21 protein-coding genes are annotated in these 20,804 nt (G+C 65.8%); 12 read left to right on the top strand and 9 right to left on the bottom strand.

From position 1 onward, the window contains the following. Window positions 1–140: 140 nt before the first annotated feature. The 3 genes from EOD43_RS09045 to rpmF all read right to left on the bottom strand — a co-directional run bounded on the left by EOD43_RS09045 (window position 141) and on the right by rpmF (window position 2,421). On the bottom strand, window positions 141–1,106 hold the full coding sequence (locus EOD43_RS09045; protein ID WP_127743144.1) for a beta-ketoacyl-ACP synthase III: 966 nt from the start codon (window positions 1,104–1,106) through the stop codon (window positions 141–143). A gap of 65 nt (window positions 1,107–1,171) precedes the next feature. Continuing rightward, window positions 1,172–2,227, bottom strand: a complete 1,056-nt coding sequence (gene plsX / locus EOD43_RS09040; RefSeq protein WP_127743142.1) for a phosphate acyltransferase PlsX — start codon at window positions 2,225–2,227, stop codon at window positions 1,172–1,174. A 14-nt stretch (window positions 2,228–2,241) separates the two neighbouring features. Beyond that, window positions 2,242–2,421 (bottom strand): 50S ribosomal protein L32, encoded by a 180-nt coding sequence (gene rpmF / locus EOD43_RS09035; protein ID WP_127743140.1) that lies wholly within the window; start codon window positions 2,419–2,421, stop codon window positions 2,242–2,244. Window positions 2,422–2,618: 197 nt separating this feature from the next. Between rpmF and EOD43_RS09030 the strand changes: the two genes are divergently transcribed. Continuing rightward, complete coding sequence (locus EOD43_RS09030) at window positions 2,619–3,053, top strand: MAPEG family protein (protein ID WP_127743138.1); 435 nt, start codon at window positions 2,619–2,621, stop codon at window positions 3,051–3,053. 140 nt (window positions 3,054–3,193) lie between these two features. Here EOD43_RS09030 and EOD43_RS09025 read toward each other — a convergent pair whose 3' ends face one another. Continuing rightward, window positions 3,194–3,862, bottom strand: coding sequence for an MBL fold metallo-hydrolase (locus tag EOD43_RS09025; protein ID WP_127743136.1), 669 nt, complete (start codon window positions 3,860–3,862; stop codon window positions 3,194–3,196). 80 nt (window positions 3,863–3,942) lie between these two features. Between EOD43_RS09025 and pabB the strand changes: the two genes are divergently transcribed. After that, complete coding sequence (gene pabB, locus EOD43_RS09020; protein WP_206363509.1) at window positions 3,943–5,691, top strand: aminodeoxychorismate synthase component I; 1,749 nt, start codon at window positions 3,943–3,945, stop codon at window positions 5,689–5,691. On the opposite strand, the gene EOD43_RS09015 is transcribed toward pabB, so the two are convergent. Both EOD43_RS09015 and EOD43_RS09010 read right to left on the bottom strand, forming a co-directional pair. After that, window positions 5,688–6,989, bottom strand: coding sequence for a chloride channel protein (locus tag EOD43_RS09015; protein WP_240653127.1), 1,302 nt, complete (start codon window positions 6,987–6,989; stop codon window positions 5,688–5,690). The genes pabB and EOD43_RS09015 overlap by 4 nt on opposite strands. Before the next feature lie 22 nt (window positions 6,990–7,011). Next, complete coding sequence (locus EOD43_RS09010; protein ID WP_127743134.1) at window positions 7,012–8,064, bottom strand: NAD(P)H-dependent flavin oxidoreductase; 1,053 nt, start codon at window positions 8,062–8,064, stop codon at window positions 7,012–7,014. A 111-nt stretch (window positions 8,065–8,175) separates the two neighbouring features. Between EOD43_RS09010 and EOD43_RS09005 the strand changes: the two genes are divergently transcribed. From EOD43_RS09005 to EOD43_RS08995, 3 genes are all read left to right on the top strand, one after another. Then, window positions 8,176–9,378, top strand: coding sequence for a pyridoxal phosphate-dependent aminotransferase (locus EOD43_RS09005; RefSeq protein WP_127743132.1), 1,203 nt, complete (start codon window positions 8,176–8,178; stop codon window positions 9,376–9,378). A 175-nt stretch (window positions 9,379–9,553) separates the two neighbouring features. Beyond that, window positions 9,554–10,291 (top strand): peptide-methionine (S)-S-oxide reductase MsrA, encoded by a 738-nt coding sequence (gene msrA / locus EOD43_RS09000; protein WP_240653126.1) that lies wholly within the window; start codon window positions 9,554–9,556, stop codon window positions 10,289–10,291. Window positions 10,292–10,355: 64 nt separating this feature from the next. Then, window positions 10,356–10,649 carry a GIY-YIG nuclease family protein gene (locus tag EOD43_RS08995; protein ID WP_127743130.1) on the top strand — a complete coding sequence of 98 codons (294 nt, stop codon included), beginning with the start codon at window positions 10,356–10,358 and terminating at the stop codon, window positions 10,647–10,649. A 50-nt stretch (window positions 10,650–10,699) separates the two neighbouring features. Here EOD43_RS08995 and EOD43_RS08990 read toward each other — a convergent pair whose 3' ends face one another. Then, window positions 10,700–12,043 carry a DEAD/DEAH box helicase gene (locus EOD43_RS08990; RefSeq protein WP_206363508.1) on the bottom strand — a complete coding sequence of 448 codons (1,344 nt, stop codon included), beginning with the start codon at window positions 12,041–12,043 and terminating at the stop codon, window positions 10,700–10,702. Window positions 12,044–12,300: 257 nt separating this feature from the next. Between EOD43_RS08990 and EOD43_RS08985 the strand changes: the two genes are divergently transcribed. Continuing rightward, complete coding sequence (locus tag EOD43_RS08985) at window positions 12,301–13,602, top strand: M20/M25/M40 family metallo-hydrolase (protein WP_240653125.1); 1,302 nt, start codon at window positions 12,301–12,303, stop codon at window positions 13,600–13,602. 129 nt (window positions 13,603–13,731) lie between these two features. Here the strand turns inward: EOD43_RS08985 and dprA are convergent, their stop codons facing one another. Beyond that, window positions 13,732–14,820: a DNA-processing protein DprA gene (gene dprA, locus EOD43_RS08980; RefSeq protein ID WP_420822437.1), complete on the bottom strand. Its 1,089-nt coding sequence runs from the start codon at window positions 14,818–14,820 to the stop codon at window positions 13,732–13,734. Beyond that, window positions 14,817–15,413, bottom strand: coding sequence for a glycerol-3-phosphate 1-O-acyltransferase PlsY (gene plsY, locus EOD43_RS08975; protein WP_127743124.1), 597 nt, complete (start codon window positions 15,411–15,413; stop codon window positions 14,817–14,819). Before plsY ends, dprA begins: the two co-directional genes overlap by 4 nt. A 138-nt stretch (window positions 15,414–15,551) precedes the next feature. Between plsY and fliP the strand changes: the two genes are divergently transcribed. From fliP to EOD43_RS08945, 6 genes are all read left to right on the top strand, one after another. Next, window positions 15,552–16,328, top strand: a complete 777-nt coding sequence (fliP, locus tag EOD43_RS08970) for a flagellar type III secretion system pore protein FliP (protein ID WP_127743122.1) — start codon at window positions 15,552–15,554, stop codon at window positions 16,326–16,328. 107 nt (window positions 16,329–16,435) lie between these two features. After that, window positions 16,436–16,714, top strand: coding sequence for a flagellar biosynthesis protein FliQ (gene fliQ, locus EOD43_RS08965; protein ID WP_127743120.1), 279 nt, complete (start codon window positions 16,436–16,438; stop codon window positions 16,712–16,714). Beyond that, entirely contained in the window at window positions 16,711–17,493 is a 783-nt protein-coding gene (fliR, locus tag EOD43_RS08960) for a flagellar biosynthetic protein FliR (RefSeq protein ID WP_127743118.1), read from the top strand. The genes fliQ and fliR overlap by 4 nt, the downstream gene beginning before the upstream one ends. 3 nt (window positions 17,494–17,496) lie before the next feature. Then, window positions 17,497–18,636, top strand: a complete 1,140-nt coding sequence (locus EOD43_RS08955) for an EscU/YscU/HrcU family type III secretion system export apparatus switch protein (RefSeq protein WP_127743116.1) — start codon at window positions 17,497–17,499, stop codon at window positions 18,634–18,636. 94 nt (window positions 18,637–18,730) lie between these two features. Then, window positions 18,731–20,359 carry a flagellar filament capping protein FliD gene (gene fliD / locus EOD43_RS08950; protein WP_127743114.1) on the top strand — a complete coding sequence of 543 codons (1,629 nt, stop codon included), beginning with the start codon at window positions 18,731–18,733 and terminating at the stop codon, window positions 20,357–20,359. 44 nt (window positions 20,360–20,403) lie between these two features. Next, a complete protein-coding gene (locus EOD43_RS08945; protein WP_127743112.1) occupies window positions 20,404–20,793 on the top strand; it encodes a flagellar export chaperone FliS in 390 nt (129 codons plus the stop codon). Window positions 20,794–20,804 lie beyond the last annotated feature (11 nt).

Genomic DNA, 20,804 nt, shown 5'->3' with positions numbered 1-20,804 from the left:
GGATATCACCTTATCGTCGTCTTCGCGTTACGCAAAGACGTTTCCTCGGCAAGATTCGACCATCGCAGGTCGATTCAACGAACAAATTTAACATTGTTTTACAATTGAAGCGATTTCGACCGCTCTCAACTGGTCGTCACCTAGATACGGACGACCGCAGCACCCCAGGTGAAGCCACCGCCCATTGCCTCAAGCACGACGAGATCGCCCGGCTTGATCCGCCCATCGCGCACCGCAACGTCGAGCGCGAGCGGCACCGAGGCGGCCGACGTATTGGCGTGCTGATCGACCGTCATGATCACGCGCTCGGCCGGCAGGCCCAGCTTGCGTGCGGTCGCATCGAGGATGCGGCGATTGGCCTGGTGCGGCACGACCCAGTCGATGTCGCCCATGTCGAAGCCGGCATCCTTGACGACCTCGGCCATCACTTCGGCCAGGTTGACGACGGCGTGGCGGAACACCTCCTGCCCCTTCATGCGCAGCTTGCCGACCGTGCCGGTCGTCGAGGGGCCACCATCGACATAGAGGAGCTGGTTGTGGCGGCCATCGGCGTGAAGCTTGGTCGCCAGCACGCCGCGCGCGCCATCCTCGCTCTCTTCCGCCTTCAGCACGATCGCGCCCGCGCCATCGCCGAAAAGGACGCAGGTCGTGCGGTCTTCCCAGTCGAGAATGCGGCTGAAGGTTTCCGCGCCGATCACCAGCGCGGTATCGGCTACGCCCTTGGCGACCATCGAGTCCGCGACCGACAGCGCATAGAGGAAGCCCGAGCAGACCGCCTGCACGTCGAACGACACGCAATCGTCGATGCCCAGCTTCGCCTGCACCTGCGTGGCCGATGACGGAAAGGTCTGGTCCGGCGTCGCGGTGCCCAGCACGATCAGGCCGACCTCGGAAGCGTCGATGCCCGCGGCGGCCAGCGCGGCGCGTGCCGCGTCGGTGGCCAGCGTGACCGTGGTCTCGTCATCGCCCGCAATGTGGCGGGCCAAAATACCAGTGCGGCCCTGAATCCACTCGTCGCTGGTGTCGACCGTCTGCGCGAGCTCTTCGTTCGTCACGCGCCGCTTGGGAAGGGCCGATCCGGTACCCGCGATGACGGCACGACGCATGAAAAGTCCTTGTCCTCGCCGCCTCTCAAATCCGGGCGACTAATTCAGATTAACTCGAGCCGACGTCAAGCGGCGGCTTCGGGCAATTCCGCATGGGTCCGGAAGCTATCCAGATCCTCGGTGATGCGGCGCGTAATATCTTCCGACACGATCCGCACCGCGACATCGATCGCGTTGGCGGTGCCGGTGGGATCGGCGCTGCCGTGGCTCTTGATGACCAGACCGTTCAGCCCGAGAAATACGGCGCCATTATGGTTGTTCGGATCGAGATGGCCGCGAAGCAGCGTGAAAGCCGGACGCGACAGCAGGAAACCGGCCTTCGAGCGCAGCGAGCTGGAGAAGGCGCGCTTCAGTAGATCGGTGATGAACCGCGCTGTGCCTTCGATCGACTTGAGCGCGATATTGCCCGAAAAGCCGTCGGTCACGACAACATCGACTTCGCCGCGGCCAAGGCGATCCGCCTCGATGAAGCCATCGAAGCGCCATTCGCCACTGGTCTGGGTGCGCAGCAGAGCCGCGGCATCCTTGACCTCGCCAGTGCCCTTCAATTCTTCGGTGCCGATGTTGAGCAGACGGACGCGCGGGCAGCTGAGCCCCATCGCCGCGCGGGCATAGGCCGCGCCCATCACCGCAAACTCGGCCAGGTTGCGCGCGTCGCACTCGGTATTGGCGCCGAGATCGAGCATCACGACGTCATTATCGCCCAGCGTCGGCATCAGCGCGGCGAGCGCCGGCCGATCGATGCCATGCATCGTGCGCAGATTGAGCTTGGCGATCGCCATCAGCGCGCCAGTATTGCCAGCGGACAGAGCCGCGTCCGCAAGGCCGTCTTTCACGGCCAACACGGCGCGCCCCATCGACGACGTCTTTGCCCGGCGGATCGCCTGGCTCGGCTTGTCGTCGCCGGTGATGACGTCTTCGGTGTGGACGATCTCGCAGTCGGCAAGAACGGGGTGACGCGCCACTTCGGCGCGCACCTGCGCTTCGTCACCGAACAGAACGAACCGGATAGCGGGGTTGCGCTTGCGCGCGATCGCAGCACCGGCAACCATCGTCGCCGGCCCTACGTCACCACCCATCGCATCCAGGGCGATCCGGGGCCCCTGTTGACCCGTCGCCATGATCCGGACCTGGCTTACGCCTCGACCGAAACGATCTCGCGGCCGTTATAATGGCCGCAGGCGTTGCACAGGTTGTGCGGGCGCTTCAGTTCGCCGCAGTTCGGGCATTCCTGGAACGCTTCCACCTTCAGCGCGTCATGGCTGCGGCGCATGTTGCGCTTGGAAGGCGAGGTCTTTCGCTTGGGGACGGCCATCTCGGCACCTGTTTCCTGTATTGATCAAATAAAATAGCGACGAACCCCCGTGGCATAAGGATCGCGGCCCTCAGGGCCATCGACCCGTTTGACCGGGCTCGTCGCGAGCGGACCGCCCTATAGCGAATTCACCCCGCGTTGCAAGTAAGTCCATGACCTGCGATCAGAACGGCATATTCGATTTTCGGAGGGGACCCATGATCATTCTGCCCGTCACGCTGACGATTGCCGGCGCGGCCGCCATCGTCAATCTCTGGCTCGCGATCCGCGTTGCGGGTCCGCGGGTCAAGAGCAAGGTCTCGATCGGCCACGGCAACGTGCCCCTGCTGGAGGCGCGAATGCGCGCGCATTCGAACTTCGTGGAATATACGCCGTTCATCCTGATCCTGATGGGCCTGATCGAGCTGGCGCGCGGCACCTCTACGACTTTGTGGGTGATCGGCATCATCTATATCGTCGGCCGCCTGCTCCACGGCATCGGGCTCGACAGCAACGCGCGGATGCGCTTCCGTCAGGTCGGCATCCTCGTCACCTTCCTCAGCCTGCTGGTGCTGGCCGGATGGGCGGTGAGCATTCCTTATGTGACGAAGGACGGCACGATCACGACCGTGTCGAGCGACTCGGCGCACTGATTCTTTCTAGATCCTCCCCCGGCGGGGGAGGTGGCAGTCCGCAGGACTGACGGAGGGGTATTGGCCGGCAGCGATGCGCTTGCGGATAGCTACCCATCCACCGGCTTCGCCGGTCCCCTCCCCCTCCGGGGGAGGATTTTTTAGAGACCCACCACGCGATCCCCGACGAACGGATTGCCCTGCCGTTCGTGGGCGAACGTGGACATCGGGCCGTGGCCAGGGACGAAAGCGGTTTCGCCACCCAGCGGCCACAGCTTCTTCGTGATCGAGTCGATCAGCGCCTGATGGCTGCCCTGCGGGAAATCGGTGCGGCCGATCGATCCCTGGAACAGCACGTCGCCGACCAGCGCGAGCTGCGACGGCGCGTGGTGGAACACGACATGGCCCGGCGTGTGACCAGGGCAGTGGATAACGTCGAGCGTCAGATCGCCCACCGTCACCTGATCGCCGTCCTTCAGCCAGCGATCGGGCTCGAACACGCGGCCCTCGATGCCATAGCTGCGCCCGTCGTCGCCGAGGCGCGCGATCCAGAAGCGATCGCCCTCATGCGGCCCTTCGATCGGCACGCCCAGTTCCTCGGCCAAAATGCCGGTGCCGCCGCAATGGTCGATATGGCCGTGGGTCACGAGCAGCTTTTCGATCGTCACTCCATGCTTTTCTGCCGCGCGCTTGAGCGTGGGGAGATCGCCGCCCGCATCGACGAAGGCGCCCTTCATCGTGTTGGTGCACCAGAACAGAGTGCAATTCTGCTGGAAGGCCGTGACGGGCACGATAACCGCCTGAAGCGGGCGTTTGGGGGCGTCGGTCATGCGATCCGACATGGGCGAGCCACTGTCACGATGCAATACCGGGCTTGCCAGCGTCCCCGCTCTCCCCCAATCGCCGCGACATGATCGCGACCGACCGTCCCTTCGTGCTGCTCGACGATGCGCGGCCGGGCTCGGACGGGGCGCGGCTGTTCGCCGATCCTTGCGAGATCATCCGCGCCGACACGCCCGAGGAGGTCGCCCCCGCTCTCGCCCGACTGCGCGCGGCGCAGGCCGAAGAGCTGCACGCGGCGGGCTATATGGCGTTCGAGGCGGGCCATGCGCTCGAACCCCGGCTCGCCCCCCTCGCCCGCCCCGGCAAACTTCTATGGTTCGGACTGTTCGGTGCGCCCCGGCACATGTCGGCGGACGAGCTGGCCGCGCAACTGCCCGATCCCGCATCGGCCTGGGCCGGCGCGCCGAAGCCGCTGATCGATCGACACGAATATGCTGCGGCGTTCGACAAGGTGCAGGCCTATATCGCGGCGGGCGACATCTATCAGGCGAACCTGACCTATCGCGCCGAGGTGCCGTGCTTCGGGCCGCCGCTCGCGCTCTACGCACGGCTGCGCGCGCATGCGCTGTCGGGCTGGGGCGGCGTGGTCTTCGATGGCGAGGACTGGCTGGTGAGCCTGTCGCCCGAACTGTTCTTCACGCTGGAGGATGGCCACATCACGGTGCGCCCGATGAAGGGCACCGCCACGCGCCTGCCCGATCCCGCCGCCGATGCGAAGGCGGCCGAGCAGCTTGCGGCCGATCCCAAGCAGCGCGCCGAAAATCTGATGATCGTCGATCTGCTGCGCAACGATCTGTCGCGGGTCGCCGTGCCGGGATCGGTGCGGGTGACGCAGGCCTTCGCGGTCGAGACCTATCCGACCGTCCATCAGATGACCTCCACGATCGAAGCGCGGCTGGCCGACGGGCATGACGCGGTCGATCTGATCGCGAAGCTTTTTCCGTGCGGATCGGTGACGGGCGCGCCCAAAATCCGCGCGATCGAGATTATCGAGGAAGTTGAAAGGCTTGCACGCGGTCCTTATACCGGCTCTATCGGCTGGCTGGGTCCGCAGGGTTCGGCCGGCTTCAATGTGGCGATCCGCACGCTTTCGATTGGAAGTGGTCGGAAATCTGCCATTCTGGGGTTAGGATCGGGGATCGTTGCCGATTCGGAACGAGAAGCCGAGTGGCGTGAGTGTATGGCGAAGGGGGAATTCGTCGCGATGGCGAGCAGGCCGTTCGACCTGATCGAAACGATGCATTTCGATGCGATCGAGGGTTTCATGGACCTCGATCGCCACATGGCCCGCATGAAGTCGAGCGCCGACGCGCTGGGCTTCCACTTCAATCGCCATGATTGCCGCAACGACCTGCAGGCCGCGACCTTCCGACTGGCGGACAGCGCGAAGATCCGTCTGCTGCTCGCACGCAGCGGGGCGCTGGCGATCGAAGTCCGCCCGCTGCCCGAAACACCGACCGAAGCCGTAAATGTGAAGATCGTGCCGCTGCCCACGTCGCGCGACGATTTCCGCCTGCAGCACAAGACCAGCGATCGCGTCTTCCTGGACGAAGCACGTCACGCCGCAGGCACGTTCGAAGTCGTCTTCGTCGATCAGGACGGCTATCTGACCGAAGGCAGCTTCACCAACATCTTCGTCGAACGCGATGGCGTGCTGCGCACCCCGTTGATCGGCGCGCTGATGCCCGGCGTGCTGCGCGCGCGCCTGCTCGATGAGGGCAAGGCGGTCGAGGCGGCCTTGAAGCCCGAGGATCTGGCCGACGGCTTCTTCATCGGCAACGCGCTGCGCGGGCTGATGCCGGCGCGGCTTATCTAGGCGGCGTAACGCTCCGCAAGGCCGTGATAGAGACGCTGCTTCGACACCATCGAGGCGGCGAATTCGGCGATCAAGGCGGTGGCGAGCAAGGGGAGCATCAGCGCCCGGTCCCCCGTCGTCTCGGCGATGATGATCACGGACGTCAGCGGCGCGCGCACCACGCCCGTAAAATAGGCGACCATCCCCAGCAGCACGACCGCGCTCGATGGCTCGGACGGCAGCATCATGTGGATCAGATGGCCTAGCCCCGCACCGGTCGCGAGGCTGGGCGCGAAGATTCCGCCGGGCAGGCCCGCGCCCGCCGTCACCAAAGTCACGACGAACTTTGCCGGGCCGAACCAGGGCGAGACCTCCTCCCCCGCGATCATCGCGCGGGCGGGGGCATAGCCCGTGCCCCAGGTCGATCCGATCGCGACCCCGATCACCGCCACGATCAGGCCGGCGGCAAAGGCGAACAGGATCGGATGGCCGAAGGACAGCCGCTTCGCCCCGCCACGCGACAGCCAGAGCATGCCGCGCGCGAACAGTCCGCCCGCCGCTCCGCCGATCAGGCCGACGAGCGGCGCGAGGATCAGGGTCGATTTCACCGACAAAGTCGCGCGGACGAGGCCGAAATAGATATAGTCGCCCGCCAGCCCGAGGCTGATCATCCCGGCCACCAGCACCGCCGTCATAACGAGCAACGTCATCCGCTGCTCATAGGCGGCGGCCAGTTCCTCGATCGCGAAGGCGACGCCCGCCAGCGGCGTGTTGAACGCCGCCGCGACACCCGCCGCCGCGCCCGCGACCAGCACCGAGGCACGGACAGGCACGCGCATCAGCCGGTGCGCATAAGCCATGATCGACGCGCCGACCTGCACCGTCGGCCCCTCACGCCCGACCGACGCGCCGACGCCCAGCGCACCGGCGGTCAGCACGATCTTGGTGATCGCGGTACGTGCCGAGGCGAGCCGCCAGGTCGCGCGTTCAGGCGCGGACTTGGCGGCGATGATCTGCGGAATGCCCGACCCCGCCGCCTCCGGCGCGATCCGCGCGGTGAGCCACGCGATCAGCGCATAGCCGAGCGGCGTGACGAGCAAAGGCGCCCACCACCAGCGCGCGACCAGTTCGGAAAACAGATCGCTCGCGCCATCGGCGAGCCGCGCGAACAGGATTGCGGCCAGGCCGACCGCAATCGCCCCGCCGATCGTCGCCGCGCGCCGCCGCCACGGTGGCGCCACCGGGCCATGTCGGCGGAGCAGCACGCGCCCCTTGCGGACGGTGTCGGTCCAATTGCCGGCTGTGGGGTTACGCTTCACCGCGCCCCCTTAGCGCCATCGATCAGCGATCGAAACCCGCCTCCGCCGCAAGCCTCGCGACCAGATCGGCGGCGGGCATCGATCGGGCGAGCGGCGCGCCCTGCCCCGCCCATTGCGCGCCATAGCCGCCATCCCCGCGCGCCTTGGCGGCGGCGTTGAGCGCCTTGCCCGCATCATAGGCCACCGGATAATCGGGCGCGGCGCCCTCGTTCGCCTCGCCCCACGCCGTGAAGCGATTGGCGAGGCACCGCGCGGGGCGGCCCGATATCGCTCGCGTCATCACCGTATGGTCCGCTGCTTCGCTCGCCAGTGCGGCGCGGTGCCATTGGTCGGCGCTGCTTTCAGGGCAGGCGATGAAGGCGGTGCCAAGCTGCGCGGCGACGGCGCCGAGATCGAGCATCGCACGAACGCTCGCGCCGTCCATGATCCCGCCCGCCGCGATCACCGGCAGGCCCGACTTCGCCACCAGCAGGCGGGTTAGCGCGACCGTACCGAGCCGATCGTCACGCGCATCTGGATCGAACATCCCGCGATGCCCGCCGGCCTCCCATCCTTGCGCGACCACCGCATCGATACCGGCCTTCCGGACCTCTTCGGCCTCGGCAAGGCTCGTCGCGGTCGCCAGCAGCAGGCAACCCACCGCCTTGAGCGCCGCGATGCGATCCGCCGAAGGAAGACCGAAGTGAAAGCTCACGACCGGCGGCGCCTGATCGATCAGCAGCCGGAGCATCGCATCATCCTCGGCGAAGCTGGTGTAGATCTCGCGCAATTCGGCCGGTGGGATCGCGCCCTGCTCCGCAAACAACGGCGCCAGCGCATCGACCCACGCCCTCTCGCGCGCCGGCTCACGACGCGGCGGCGCGTGGACGAACAGATTGACGTTGAACGCCCGATCGGTCCGCGCCCGCACCGCATCGATCATCGCCCGCGCGCCCGCCGCATCGGTCGCGCCGACCGCGATCGATCCGAGCGCGCCGGCATTCGATACGGCAGCGGCCATTTCGGGGGTCGACGTTCCGGCCATCGGCGCCTGGATGATCGGCACGGGCACGGCGATGCGGTCTAGCAAGGTCATCCGTCCATCCTACGATTTTACCATGACAAGCAAAGCTAAGGTTGCCCTAGCCCCCGTCGCGCGCCATAGCCCCGCGCGTTTCTCTACCGGCCCAACAGGAAAGCGAATCCCATGAGCCTTATCGCCTCGGCCCTGAACCGCATCTCGCCCTCGCCCACGCTCGCGATGACGAGCCGTGTGCTCGAGCTGAAGCAGAAGGGCATCGACGTGATTGGCCTCTCCGCCGGCGAGCCCGATTTCCCGACGCCCGACTTCGTCAAGGAAGCCGCGATCGAGGCGATCCGCAACAATCAGACCAAGTACACCAATGTCGACGGCACGGCCGAGCTGAAGGCCGCGATCGCCGGCAAGTTCAAGCGCGACAACAACCTGACCTACGATGCGTCGCAGATCACGGTGAACGTCGGCGGCAAGCACACCCTGTTCAACGCGCTGGTCGCCACCGTCGAGGCGGGCGACGAGGTGATCATCCCCGCGCCTTACTGGGTCAGCTATCCCGACATCGTCCAGTTTGCGGGCGGCACCCCCGTCTTCATCAAGGCGGGCGCGGACAAGCTGTACAAGATCACGCCAGATCAGGTCGAAGCCGCGATCACGCCGAAGACCAAGTGGCTGCTGCTCAATTCGCCGTCCAACCCGTCCGGCGCGGCCTATACCGCCGACGAGCTGCGCGCGATCGCCGAAGTGCTGCGCCGCCACCCGCATGTCTGGGTGATGGCCGACGATATGTACGAGCATATCGTCTATGACGATTTCAAGTTCGCCACGATCGCCGAAGTCGCGCCCGATCTGTACGATCGCACGCTGACGGTGAACGGCTGTTCGAAGGCCTATTCGATGACCGGCTGGCGCATCGGCTTCGCCGGCGGCCCGACCCAGCTGATCAAGGCGATGTCGAAGCTGCAGTCGCAGTCGACGTCCAACCCCTGCTCGATCGCGCAGGCGGCAGCCGTCGCGGCGCTCAACGGCCCGCAGGATCATCTGAAGGAACGCGCCAACGCCTTCCAGAAGCGCCGCGACCTCGTCGTCTCGATGCTCAACCAGATCAACGGCATGAACTGCCCGCGTCCCGAAGGCGCCTTCTATGTCTATCCGGACGTGTCGGGCCTGATCGGCAAGTCGACCCCAGCCGGCAAGAAGATCGAGAATGACGCCGACCTGATCGACTATTTCCTCGACGACGCGCGCGTCGCGGCGGTCCACGGCGCGGCCTTCGGGCTCGAGCCGGCATTCCGCGTCTCCTATGCGACGTCGGAAGCGATCCTCACCGAAGCGTGCGAGCGCATCCAGACGGCCTGCGCCGCGCTGCGTTGATATATATTTCGTCATCCCGGCGGAGGCCGGGATCTCGGCGAGCATCTAGGCGGAAGCTAGCCGCAAGAGTCTCCTGAGATCCCGGCCTCCGCCGGGATGACGCATTTTGGGGCACTCGACATCCCTCGTCGAACTGTGGCATAATCGCCACAGGATGATAAAAAAGGATGCCGTCTTGACGGATTCCCCGAACCGACGCCTTGGTGTCGGAATTGCCGCCGGCCTGCTCCTTCTGGGCGCAGCCGGCACGATGGCCACCCGCAGCCCGGCGATCGCGCCGGCGCCGAAGGTCAACGCAGGCCCCATCGCCCGCGTGCCCGCCCCCGCCGTCGATCCCTCCGATAACGCCGCCACCCGCACCGCCATCTTCGCGGGCGGATGCTTCTGGGGCGTGCAGGGCGTGTTCCAACATGTCGAAGGCGTCACCGGCGCCGTCTCCGGCTATTCGGGCGGCAAGAAGGCTGACGCCGAATATGGCGCGGTCGGCAGCGGCACGACCGGCCATGCCGAAGCGGTGCAGGTTACCTACGATCCGCGCAAGGTGAGTTACGGCACGCTGCTGCGTATCTTCTTCGCGGTGGTCGCCGATCCGACCACGCTCAACCGCCAGGGGCCGGATCGCGGCACCCAGTACCGCACCGCCATCTTCCCGACGACGCCCGAGCAGAAGGCGACCGCAACCGCCTATATCGCGCAGCTGGGCGCGGCGAAAGTATGGAAGGCGCCGATCGTCACGAAGGTCGAGCCGAACAAGGGCTTCTTCGCGGCGGAGAAGTACCATCAGGACTTCCTGACGCGGAAGCCCGATTATCCCTATATCGTCTATAACGACCTGCCGAAGGTCGAGGCGCTGCGCGTCGCCTTCCCGCAGCATTTCCGCAAACAGGCGGTGACGGTTTACAAGATCGGCTGACAAGCCGTCGCCCCGGCGGAGGCCGGGGCCGCCACGAAGCGAAGTACCGGACGAGCGACACAAGATGGCGAAAGGCGGCTGGACCTACATCGTCACCGATCGTCCATTCGGGATCCTGTATGTCGGCGTGACAGCCGACCTCGCCGAACGCATCACGGCCCACCGCGAAGGTCGCGGATCGGCCTTCTGCCGGAGATGGAGCTTGAAGCGCCTTGTTCTAGCAGAGCCGCACGACAGCATTGAGAACGCTATCGTGCGGGAAAAGGCGCTGAAGAATTGGAAGCGTGATTGGAAGCTACGGCTGATCGCGGAGATCAACCCGACTTGGGATGATCTCTACGATCGAATTAATGGCTAGCTTTCGCTCCACTCCGTAGCGGCCCCGGCCTCCGCCGGGGCGACGACTTGTCAGCGCCCGCCGGTCTTGCGGACCGCGCTCTTGTGCGCGCCGACCGGGCCCTTCGGGCGGCCGAAGCGGCGCTTCTGGCCCTCACCACCGGCCGGACGCTCACCACCATTGCGGCCACCATCATGGCGACGGCCGTTCTGGCCGTTGCGCTGCTGACGCAGTTCCTCGGCGGTCGGGGCAGCCGGCTTGGGCAGCTTCGCCTTTTCGGAGACGAAGTTTTCCGGAAGCGGCTGGATTTCCAGCTTCACCTTGGTCAGGCGCTCGATCGCCTTCAGGTAAGGCCGCTCGTCATCCGCCACGAAGGCGATGGCGAGGCCCGATGCGCCCGCGCGCGCGGTGCGGCCGATGCGGTGGACGTACTGCTCGGCAACGTTCGGCAGTTCGAAGTTGAAGACATGGCTGACGCCGCCGACGTCGATGCCGCGCGCGGCGATGTCGGTCGCGACGAGGATCTTCACCTCACCCTTGCGGAAGCCCAGCAGGGTGCGTTCGCGCTGCGGCTGGCTCTTGTTGCCGTGGATCGCGTCCGCCGCGATGCCGGCGGCGCGCAGATGCTTCACGACGCGATCGGCGCCATGCTTGGTGCGGGTGAAGACGAGCGCACGGTCGATCGGCTCGGCCTTGATCCGCATGATCAACAGCGCGGTCTTTTCGGTCGGGTTGCAGAAGGTCGCGAACTGCTCGACGCGCTCGGCCGTGGTCGACTGCGGCGCAACCGACACCTTGACCGGATCGGTCAGGAAGCGATCGCCCAGATCGGCGATCGTCTTGGGCATGGTGGCCGAGAAGAACAGCGACTGGCGCTTCTTCGGCAGCAGCTGATCGACGCGCTTGAGCGCGTGGATGAAGCCCAGGTCGAGCATCTGATCGGCTTCGTCGAGGACGAAGATCTCGACGAACTTGAGGCTGAGCGCACGCTGGTCGATCAGGTCGAGCAGGCGGCCCGGCGTCGCGACGAGCACGTCGACGCCGCGCGACAGCTGGCGGATCTGCCGGTTGATCGGCACGCCGCCGAACACGGTCGCGACCGAGAGGCGCAGATATTTGCCGTACTGCACGAAGCTTTCGGCGATCTGGCTGGCCAGTTCGCGCGTCGGCGCGAGGACGAGCATGCGACAGCCCTGCGGCGGCGTATGCTTCAGATTGTCGGCGAGATGGTGGAGCGAGGGCAGCGCGAAGGCCGCAGTCTTGCCGGTGCCGGTCTGCGCGATGCCGCACAGGTCGCGGCCCTGCAGCAAACCGGGGATCGCCTGTGCCTGGATCGGCGTCGGCACGTCATAGCCCTTCGAGGCGAGCGCGCGCTGGATCGGCTCCATCAGGCCGAGGTCGGAGAATTTGGTCATGATAACTTTCGCATGGATGCGGGCGCACGACATCACAGCCATGCGACAGCGGGTTCGAATGACGACCCGCGTGAATTGGGAAGCCTAAGCTTGGATTGCGTCCTTGGACCCGAGCCGGCCTGTCCATTGGAGCGGACAGGAGATCACGCTGCTCTAAGGCCAATCCCGAATTCCGGCATCGACGCGAGGACGCATATGCAGCATTTTGGCCGAAACTTCAAGTCGAGGGCGGAATGACGATACGCAAAGCTGCTAAAATGCTGATCTGTGGCCTCTTTGCATCGGTGTCAGCTACGCCCGCCCTCGCCGCGCTGTCGGCACCTGAAGCGAAGATGGTGGCGACGGTCGATGCCGAAACCGACCGATCGATCGCGTTGCTCCAGAAACTCGTCGAACAGAATAGCGGGTCGCTCAACATGGAGGGCGTCGCCAAGGTCGGCGAGATGATGCGCGCCGAACTGGAGCCGCTAGGCTTCACGGTGAAGTGGGTGCCGATGGCCGCCGCCAAACGATCGGGCCACATCGTCGCGACCCATGTCGGCGCGAAGGGTGGCAAGCGCCTGCTGCTGATCGGGCATCTCGACACGGTGTTCGAACCCGACAGCCCGTTCCAGCACTGGACCCGCAAGGGCGACGAGGCCGAGGGGCCGGGCGTGGGCGACGACAAGGGCGGGATGACCGTGATGGTCGCGGCGCTCCGCGCGATGAAGGCGGCGGGGACGCTCACCAAGGCCAATATCGAGATCGTGCTGACCGGCGACGAGGAGAATGTCGGCGAGCCGGTATCGATCGCGCGCGGCGATCTGATCGCCGCAGGCAAGCGCGCCGATGCCGCGCTCGATTTCGAAGGACTGGCGCGTGACAATGGCCGCGACATGGGGTCGATTGCGCGGCGCTCCTCCTCATCGTGGGTGGTGAAGGCGACCGGCAAGACCGGCCATTCGAGCGGCATCTTCTCCGATCGGGTCGGTTACGGCGCGACCTACGAACTGGTCCGCATCCTCGATCGTTTCCGCCGCGAGCTGCCCGAAACGAACCTCACCTACAATATCGGCCTGATCGCGGGCGGCGCGACCGCCGAGTTCGACGCGCAGGGCATCCGCGCGACCGCGACCGGCAAGGGCAACATCATCCCGCCCGTCGCCGAAGCGCATGGCGACATGCGCACGCTCTCCGACGAACAGACCATCCGCGTGCGTGAGAAGATGAAAGCCATCGTCGCCGATCACCTGCCCGGAACCGGCGCGGAAATCGCCTTCCCCAAGGATGGCTATCCGGCGATGGCGCCGACCGAGGGCAATCGCGATATCCTGGCGAAGCTGAACGGCGTCAATCGCGACATGGGCCTGCCCGAAATGCCCGAACTCGATCCGCTGCGCCGGGGCGCGGGCGACATCAGCTTCGTCGCGAAGGACGTCGCCGGCTATGTCGGCATGGGCGCCGCAAGCCGTGGCGATCATGCGCCGGGCGAGACCGTGGACCTGAAAAGCATCCCACTCCAGGCCAAGCGTGCGGCGATTTTGATGAGCCGGTTGAGCGCGGAGAAACGATCCAATTAATCCTCCCCGGCACGGGGAGGGGGACCATCCGAAGGATGGTGGAGGGGGTTCGCCACAAGCGATGTACCTTGCCTCCAGCCCCCTCCACCGCTTCGCGGTCCCCCTCCCCGTTCCGGGGAGGATTGGAAGTCAGGCCAAACTCACCCTACCGCCCGCGTGGCGTTCGAGCCGGCCCGCAATCTCAAGCTCCAGCAGCACAGTCTGCACGATCGGCGCGGGCAGGCCGCTCTGGCGGATTATCTCGTCGACCGGCAGTGCGACCGGCCCCATCAGGTCGGTCACGACCCGGCGTTCGGCATCGCCCGCATCCATAGGTTCGGGCGGAACATAGGACGCGCCTCGCCCTGCCCGCACACCGCCGCCGATCGTGCCCATCGCCTCGATCGCGTCGGCGGCGGACTGGATCAACGTCGCGCCTTCGCGGATCAGCAGGTTCGCGCCCTGCGAACGCGGATCGAGCGGGGAGCCGGGAACGGCCATCACCTCACGCCCGAACTCGCCCGCAAGCCGCGCGGTGATCAGCGAGCCGGATTTTGGCGCCGCCTCGACCACCAATGTGCCCAGCGACAGCCCGGCGATGATCCGGTTGCGATAGGGGAAGTGGCGCGCCCGCGGCTCAGTGCCCGGCGGCTGTTCGGCGATCAGCAGGCCACGCGCGGCGATATCGTCCTGAAGCGCGGCATTCTCCGGCGGATAGGCGACGTCGATCCCGCCCGCGATCACGCCCACCGTGCCGCCATCGATCGACCCGACATGCGCGGCGGTGTCTATCCCGCGCGCGAGGCCGGACACCACCGTCCAGCCTTCCGCCGCCAGATCGTGCGCCAGTTGCCGCGCGAAGCGGATCGCGATGCCGCTGGCATTGCGCGCGCCGACCATCGCGACGGCGGGTCGATCGAGCAAAGTCACGTCGCCCTTCACGATCAGGGCCGCCGGCGCATTATCGATTTCGGCGAGGAGCGCCGGATAGGCGGCGGTATCGCGGAACAGGTAGCGCGCGCCGAGGCGCTTTACCGTCGCGACCTCCGCTTCGACCGCCTCTTTCGACGCGACAGCGGGCGCCTTGCCGCCGCCCCGCCGCGCAAGATCGGGTAAGGCCGCGAGTGCCGCTTCAGGGTCGCCGAAACGGCGAAGCAACTGGATGTAAGTGACCGGCCCGATACCGCCCGTGCGGATCAGCCGGAGCCGGGCAATGCCTTCGTCCCGGCCGATGCTCACTCGGGCTTCTTGCCCCCGGACCTTGGCTCCGTCCCCGCGAGCAGGCGCGAAATATTCTCGCGATGCTTGATCAGGACCAGCAGGGTCATGCCCAGGAACACCAGCACCTCATCCGAACGCCCGACCATCGCGGCCACCACCGGCGGCGCGATCGATGCACTCATGCCGCCCAGCGAGGAGATGCGCGTGATCGCGAACATCCCGATCCACACGATCGCAAAGGCGAGGCCCGCCGGCCAGTAGAGCGCCAGGCTGACGCCCAGCATAGTCGCGACGCCCTTCCCGCCCTTGAAGCCCAACCACACCGGATAGAGATGGCCGAGAAAGGACGCGCCCGCCGCATAGACCTCAAGGCCCGGCGCGAAGTGGCGCACGATCAGCACCGCGACCGCGCCCTTCGCACCGTCCAGCAGCAACGTCGCCGCCGCCAGCCCCTTGCGCCCGGTGCGCAGCACGTTGGTCGCGCCGATATTGCCCGATCCGATCTGGCGCAGATCGCCCGCCCCGCCCCAGCGCGTCAGCAGCACGCCGAACGGGATCGAACCCAGCAGATAGGAGCCGATCAGCACGATGGCTGTGGCGATATTCGGCATTCTGGCCCCCGCGAGAAACGGCGGCGACCATAGTGGAACGATCCGCTTTCGCAACATGCACTTGTGCGCACTGCGCCGTCCGAGGCGGTGGTCAAAACTCCGCTTGAAGTTAACCCGGCCCGGTGCTGAAACCGCCGCATGACCGCGCGCCGCATCGCCACCCTCATTCTGTTCGCGCTCGGCGCGCTGATCCTCGCCGAACCGGCGCTCGCATCGACCGCCGGCCCCGCGCAGACCGGAGCGCTCGATCGGGCGATGGGGACGATCGCGGGCAACGGCCAGCCGCTGAGCTTGTCGCTCCAGATCCTGGTCCTGATGAGCCTGCTGACGGTTCTGCCGTCGCTGGTGCTGATGATGACCAGCTTCACGCGCATCATCATCGTGCTGTCGCTGCTGCGGCAGGCGCTGGGGCTTCAACAGACGCCGCCGAACCAAGTGCTGGTCGGCCTCGCCCTGTTTCTCTCGCTGTTCGTGATGCGGCCGAGCATCGACCAGATCAATGCGAACGCCTGGAAACCCTATGGCGCCGGACAGATCGGGATCGAGGAGGCGATCACGCGATCGGGCACCGTGCTGCACGGCTTCATGATCCGCCAGACGCGCCAGACCGACCTCAAACTGTTCGCCGACCTCGCCAAGGCGCCGCGCTTCGCCCGCCCGGCGGACATCCCCTTCTCGATCCTGCTCCCCGCCTTCGTGACCAGCGAATTGAAGACGGCGTTCCAGATCGGCTTCCTGATCTTCCTGCCCTTCCTCGTCATCGATCTGGTGGTCGCGTCGACATTGATGTCGCTGGGCATGATGATGCTATCGCCCGCGATCATATCCATGCCTTTCAAGTTGTTGTTGTTCGTTCTTGTCGACGGATGGGCACTGACGATGGGCTCGCTCGCCGGGAGTTTTGCCGGTGGCTAACTCCCCCCATCCGTTCGTGTCGAGCGAAGTCGAGACACGGCCCCGCACCCTCAACCAACGTGTCTCGACTTCGCTCGACACGAACGGTGTGGGGAGGTGAGGTAGTCATGAACGCAACGTCGCCAGATTATTTCATCGGCATCGCGCAGCAGGCGATGTGGATCCTCGCGCTCGCATCCGCGCCGATCCTGATCCCCGCGCTGATCGCCGGAATCATCCTGGGCATGATCCAGGCGGCGACTTCGATCAACGAACAGACGCTGGCGTTCGTCCCCAAGCTGATCGTCGTCGGCGCGATGCTCGCGCTGTTCGGCGGGGCGATCCTGATGCTGCTCGCCGATTTCACGCGGGAGATGTTCGCGCGGATTCCGGATCTGTTGCGATGATCCCGACGGCCTTTGCCGGGGTCGAAACCCAGCTGTGGCTGTGGATGATTGCCATGATCCGGCCGGGCGCCGCCTTCATGGCCGCCCCCGTATTCGGCGCACCCGCCGTGCCGATGCAGTTGCGCACCGTGATCGCGCTGGCGATCGGCATTCCCGCGCTGGCTAGTACGCCGTTCGTTCTGCCCGAAAGCGGCATCGCCTCCTTCGCCGGAGTCGCGCTGGTCGCGGGTGAAGTGCTCGTCGGTCTCGCGCTGGGCTTCGCCACACAGATAGGCTTTTCGGCCGCGATGGTGTCGGGCGAAGTGATCGGCAATGCGATGGGCCTGGGTTTTGCCGGCATGATGGACCCGGCCAGCGGCACGCCCACGCCGGCGATCAGCCAGTTCATGTCGATCATCGCGACCTTCCTGTTCCTGGCGATCGGCGGGCATCTGCAACTCGCGACGATCATCATCGAAAGCTACAAGGCGCTGCCACCCGGCGAAGCCTGGATGGGGGCCAAGAGCCTGCAGGGACTGGCGCTGTTCGGGGGCGATCTGTTCGCGGCGGGCCTCGCCATCGCCCTGCCCGTCGGCTTTGCCCTGATCCTCGTCCAGCTCGTCATGGCGATGCTCGCGCGCTCGGCGCCGCAGATGAACATCTTCTCGGTCGGCCTGCCCGCAACCCTGCTCGCCGGCCTCGTCCTGCTCGCCATCGCCGCGCCCTCGATGGGCGACGGCATCACTGCCTCGATCCAGCGCGGCCTGGCCGTCGCGCACCAGCTCGCGCTCGGGAAATAGCCTATGTCAGAGGGCCCCGAGAGCGACGACAAGACAGAAGCCCCAACCCCGAAGCGCAAGCAGGAAGCGGTCGAAAAGGGTGACGTCCTCCAATCCAAGGAACTCGGCACCGCATTGGTGATGATCGCGGGCGCCGCGTGGATCGCGCTGGCGGGGCCGTGGTTCATCGGCTCGCTCAAGGCGATGCTGGCCGACGCCCTGTCGTTCGATGTCGGCGCGGTCGAGAACTTCGATGCGCGATCGGCGGTCGTGCGCACCCTGCTGCAGGTGGCGCCGCCGATCATCGTCCTGATGGGCCTCACCTTCGTCGCCGCCATCGCCGCACCGGCGGCGCTGGGTTCGCTGGGCTTTCGCTGGGAGGCGATCGGGTTCAAGGCGAACAAGCTCGATCCGATCGCGGGCATCAAGCGCATCTTCGGCACGCAGGGGCTGGTCGAACTGATCAAGTCGCTGCTCAAGATCCTGGCGATGGGCGCGGTCGGCTATTGGCTGCTGTCGGATCAGGTGACGCAGATCGTCACGCTCGGCCAACAGGATCTGCGCACCGCGCTGGGGCAACTGGGATCGAGCTTCGTCTATGCGATCATCGTGATGACGCTGGCGCTCGCGGTCGTCGGCGGGATTGATGTGCCCGCCCAGATCTTCCAGCGGCAAAAGCGCCTGCGCATGTCGAAGCAGGAGATCAAGGACGAGTCCAAGCAGACCGAAGGTTCGCCCGAAATGAAGGGGGCAATCCGATCGAAGCAGATGCAGATGTCGCGCAGTTCGGCGCGCAAGGCGATCAGCGAAGCGACCGTGGTGCTGACCAACCCGACCCATTTTGCGGTCGCCCTGCGCTACCGCCCCGGCATGGACCCCGCCCCCGTCGTCGTCGCGCGCGGACGCGGCGCCACGGCCGATGTGCTGCGCGAACTGGCGACCGAAAATGGCGTGCCGATGCTGCGCTATCCGCAGCTGACCCGCGCCATTTATTATACCAGCCGATCGGGTCAGATGATCCGCGACGACCTGTTCGTCGCGGTCGCATCGATCCTCGCCTTCGTCTTCAACCTCGATCGCGCGGCGGCCGAAGGCATCGTCCAGCCCGATATCGAGGTGCCCGGCGGCGCCCGTTTCGACGAAGATGGTCGACCAACGGCGTAAAATCCGCCGTCCGCAAACCCTTCGGTAACCATCTTCGCCCTAAAGCACTCGCTCGCGATGCCGTTACCGGCTGAAACGAGGGTGGAATTTCACAATGGTTACGGCTGTCGGATCGTCGATCCTTACATCGCTGGGCGCGTCGAGCCTCGACACGGCCTCGCTCGTCGATCAGCTGGCGACCGCCGCGATCGCGAACAAGACGGCTGCGCTGACCAAGAAAGAAACTGCGAACACCACGAAGATTTCCGATCTCGCCAACGCGATCAACACGATCACGACCTTTTCCTCGTCGCTCGCCTCGCTGATCTCGGGCGGCTCGCTCTATACGCAGCCGACCAGCTCGAACACGTCACTGGTGCAGGTGAGCGCGGTTGCGGGCGCGCGGCTTTCGGGCCTGTCGGCGACGATCGAAGTGAAGAACCTCGCCACTGCGCAGACGATGACGTCTGCCCCGCTCGCCGGCAGCAACGCCACGATCGGCGAAGGCACGCTCCAGCTCAAGGTCGGCGACAAGACCGCGACGATCAAAATCGATTCCACCAACAACACCGCCGCCGGTCTCGCCAAGGCGATCAAGGACGCGAACCTGGGCGTCAGCGCCAGCCTGGTCACTGACAGCACCGGCACGCGTCTGGTCGTGAAGGGGCAGACCGGCGAAGCCAACGCCTTCTCGCTGACCAAACTGACCGGCGACGACGCCGGCATAGGCCGATTCACCTATGATCCGACCACCTATGACGCAGACAACGTCACCGGCCTCAAGCTGCAGCAGGAAGCCGTCGATGCCGAATTGATCGTAGATGGCGTCGCGGTCTCCAAGGCATCGAACAGCTTTTCGGACGTGATTGAGGGCGTGAAGATCGATCTGCAGGGCGCCGCCCCCGGCACCACCGTCTCGATCGGCGCGAACCAGCCGACCGATGCGATCAAGCAGGCGATGAGCGACATCGTCGACGCCTATAACGAGGCGCGCGCCACGCTGAAGAAGATGACCGGCACCGACGGCAGCCTGCGGTCGGACCCCGGCATCCGCGCGCTGATGACCCAGTTGTCGCAGCTGACGACCACCAAGCTGACCTACCCGGTCGATCCCAGCAGCCCTTCGACGCTGGCCGAGATCGGGATCAAGACCAACCGCGACGGCACGCTCACGCTCGACACCGCGCGCCTCAATACGGTGATGACGAGCAATCCCGAAGCCGTCGAGGCGATGTTCAATCCGGGGCAGCGTTCGTCCAACCCGCTGATCCAGATCACCAGCCCGATCGGCAAGACGCCCGGCGGCGTCTATACGATTACGAACGTCAAGGCGGCGACCAGCAACACCGCGGCATCGGCGACGATCGATGGGCAAGCGATGCTCCCGTCGGGCAGCGACAGCGTGCAATCGTCCTTCTTCGCGGCCTCGGCCGGCCTGGTCTTCAAGCCGCTGGGCGACGTCGCCAGCGCGACCATTTCGATCGATCTGGGCATTGGCGGCGCGCTGGAGGCGATCAAGACCCGTCTCACCGCATCCTCGGGCGCGCTCACCGCGTCGCAGAACAGCCTCGATACCGAGAAGAAGTCGATCTCGGACGCGAAGGAAAAGCTGGCCGCCAAGGACACCGCCTATCGCGAGCAGCTGACCAAGCAATATACCACGCTGCAGACGGCCTTGCGCGCCTACAGCTCCACCCAGTCCTATCTGACCCAGCAGATCGACCAGTGGAACAAGAGCGATTGATCCCTGCCCGCGTGACGACCCCCTTTTTTGTTCAGGAGCTTTGAATGCTGATGTCCGGTTATCCCGGTGCCGCCCGTGGCCGTTATCAGGTTGTCGATGTCGAAAGCCGCATCGAGAGCGCGTCGCCGCACAAGCTGATCGCGATCCTGTTCGACGAACTGATCAAGGCGATCGAGATCATGCAGGCCGCGCAGGGCGTCGGCAATCGCGCCAAGATGATCGACAAGCAGCAGCGTGCCGCGAACATCCTGCTCGCGCTCGAAACCAGCCTCGATTTCCGCACCGGCGGCGATCTGGCGATCACGCTGGCGCAGGTCTATCGCGAAGGCCGTCGCCTCGTTCAGCAGGGCGGCCGCGAGAACAAGCCCGAACTGGTCGAGGAAGCCCGCTCGATGCTCGCCGAAATCGCCAGCGCCTGGGATCAGATCGGCTGAGGATGAAGGCG

Origin of the sequence: Sphingomonas crocodyli (genome assembly GCF_004005865.1) — a bacterium.
Lineage (GTDB): Bacteria > Pseudomonadota > Alphaproteobacteria > Sphingomonadales > Sphingomonadaceae > Rhizorhabdus > Rhizorhabdus crocodyli.
Note: the sequence above shows the minus strand (reverse complement) of the source record. Positions and strands in the feature narration are given on the sequence as shown.

What these genes read in the sequence shown, in the direction of transcription:
- rpmF (WP_127743140.1), bottom strand. Translation starts at nt 2,421, where the DNA reads ATGGCCGTCCCCAAGCGAAAGACCTCGCCTTCCAAGCGCAACATGCGC.
- EOD43_RS08945 (WP_127743112.1), top strand. Translation starts at nt 20,404, where the DNA reads ATGCTGATGTCCGGTTATCCCGGTGCCGCCCGTGGCCGTTATCAGGTT.
- EOD43_RS09005 (WP_127743132.1), top strand. Translation starts at nt 8,176, where the DNA reads ATGAGCCTTATCGCCTCGGCCCTGAACCGCATCTCGCCCTCGCCCACG.
- fliD (WP_127743114.1), top strand. Translation starts at nt 18,731, where the DNA reads ATGGTTACGGCTGTCGGATCGTCGATCCTTACATCGCTGGGCGCGTCG.
- plsX (WP_127743142.1), bottom strand. Translation starts at nt 2,227, where the DNA reads ATGGCGACGGGTCAACAGGGGCCCCGGATCGCCCTGGATGCGATGGGT.
- plsY (WP_127743124.1), bottom strand. Translation starts at nt 15,413, where the DNA reads ATGCCGAATATCGCCACAGCCATCGTGCTGATCGGCTCCTATCTGCTG.
- EOD43_RS08990 (WP_206363508.1), bottom strand. Translation starts at nt 12,043, where the DNA reads ATGACCAAATTCTCCGACCTCGGCCTGATGGAGCCGATCCAGCGCGCG.
- fliR (WP_127743118.1), top strand. Translation starts at nt 16,711, where the DNA reads ATGATCCCGACGGCCTTTGCCGGGGTCGAAACCCAGCTGTGGCTGTGG.
- fliQ (WP_127743120.1), top strand. Translation starts at nt 16,436, where the DNA reads ATGAACGCAACGTCGCCAGATTATTTCATCGGCATCGCGCAGCAGGCG.
- EOD43_RS09025 (WP_127743136.1), bottom strand. Translation starts at nt 3,862, where the DNA reads ATGACCGACGCCCCCAAACGCCCGCTTCAGGCGGTTATCGTGCCCGTC.
- EOD43_RS09010 (WP_127743134.1), bottom strand. Translation starts at nt 8,064, where the DNA reads ATGACCTTGCTAGACCGCATCGCCGTGCCCGTGCCGATCATCCAGGCG.
- pabB (WP_206363509.1), top strand. Translation starts at nt 3,943, where the DNA reads ATGATCGCGACCGACCGTCCCTTCGTGCTGCTCGACGATGCGCGGCCG.
- EOD43_RS08955 (WP_127743116.1), top strand. Translation starts at nt 17,497, where the DNA reads ATGTCAGAGGGCCCCGAGAGCGACGACAAGACAGAAGCCCCAACCCCG.
- fliP (WP_127743122.1), top strand. Translation starts at nt 15,552, where the DNA reads ATGACCGCGCGCCGCATCGCCACCCTCATTCTGTTCGCGCTCGGCGCG.
- EOD43_RS08985 (WP_240653125.1), top strand. Translation starts at nt 12,301, where the DNA reads ATGCTGATCTGTGGCCTCTTTGCATCGGTGTCAGCTACGCCCGCCCTC.
- EOD43_RS09045 (WP_127743144.1), bottom strand. Translation starts at nt 1,106, where the DNA reads ATGCGTCGTGCCGTCATCGCGGGTACCGGATCGGCCCTTCCCAAGCGG.
- EOD43_RS09030 (WP_127743138.1), top strand. Translation starts at nt 2,619, where the DNA reads ATGATCATTCTGCCCGTCACGCTGACGATTGCCGGCGCGGCCGCCATC.
- EOD43_RS08995 (WP_127743130.1), top strand. Translation starts at nt 10,356, where the DNA reads ATGGCGAAAGGCGGCTGGACCTACATCGTCACCGATCGTCCATTCGGG.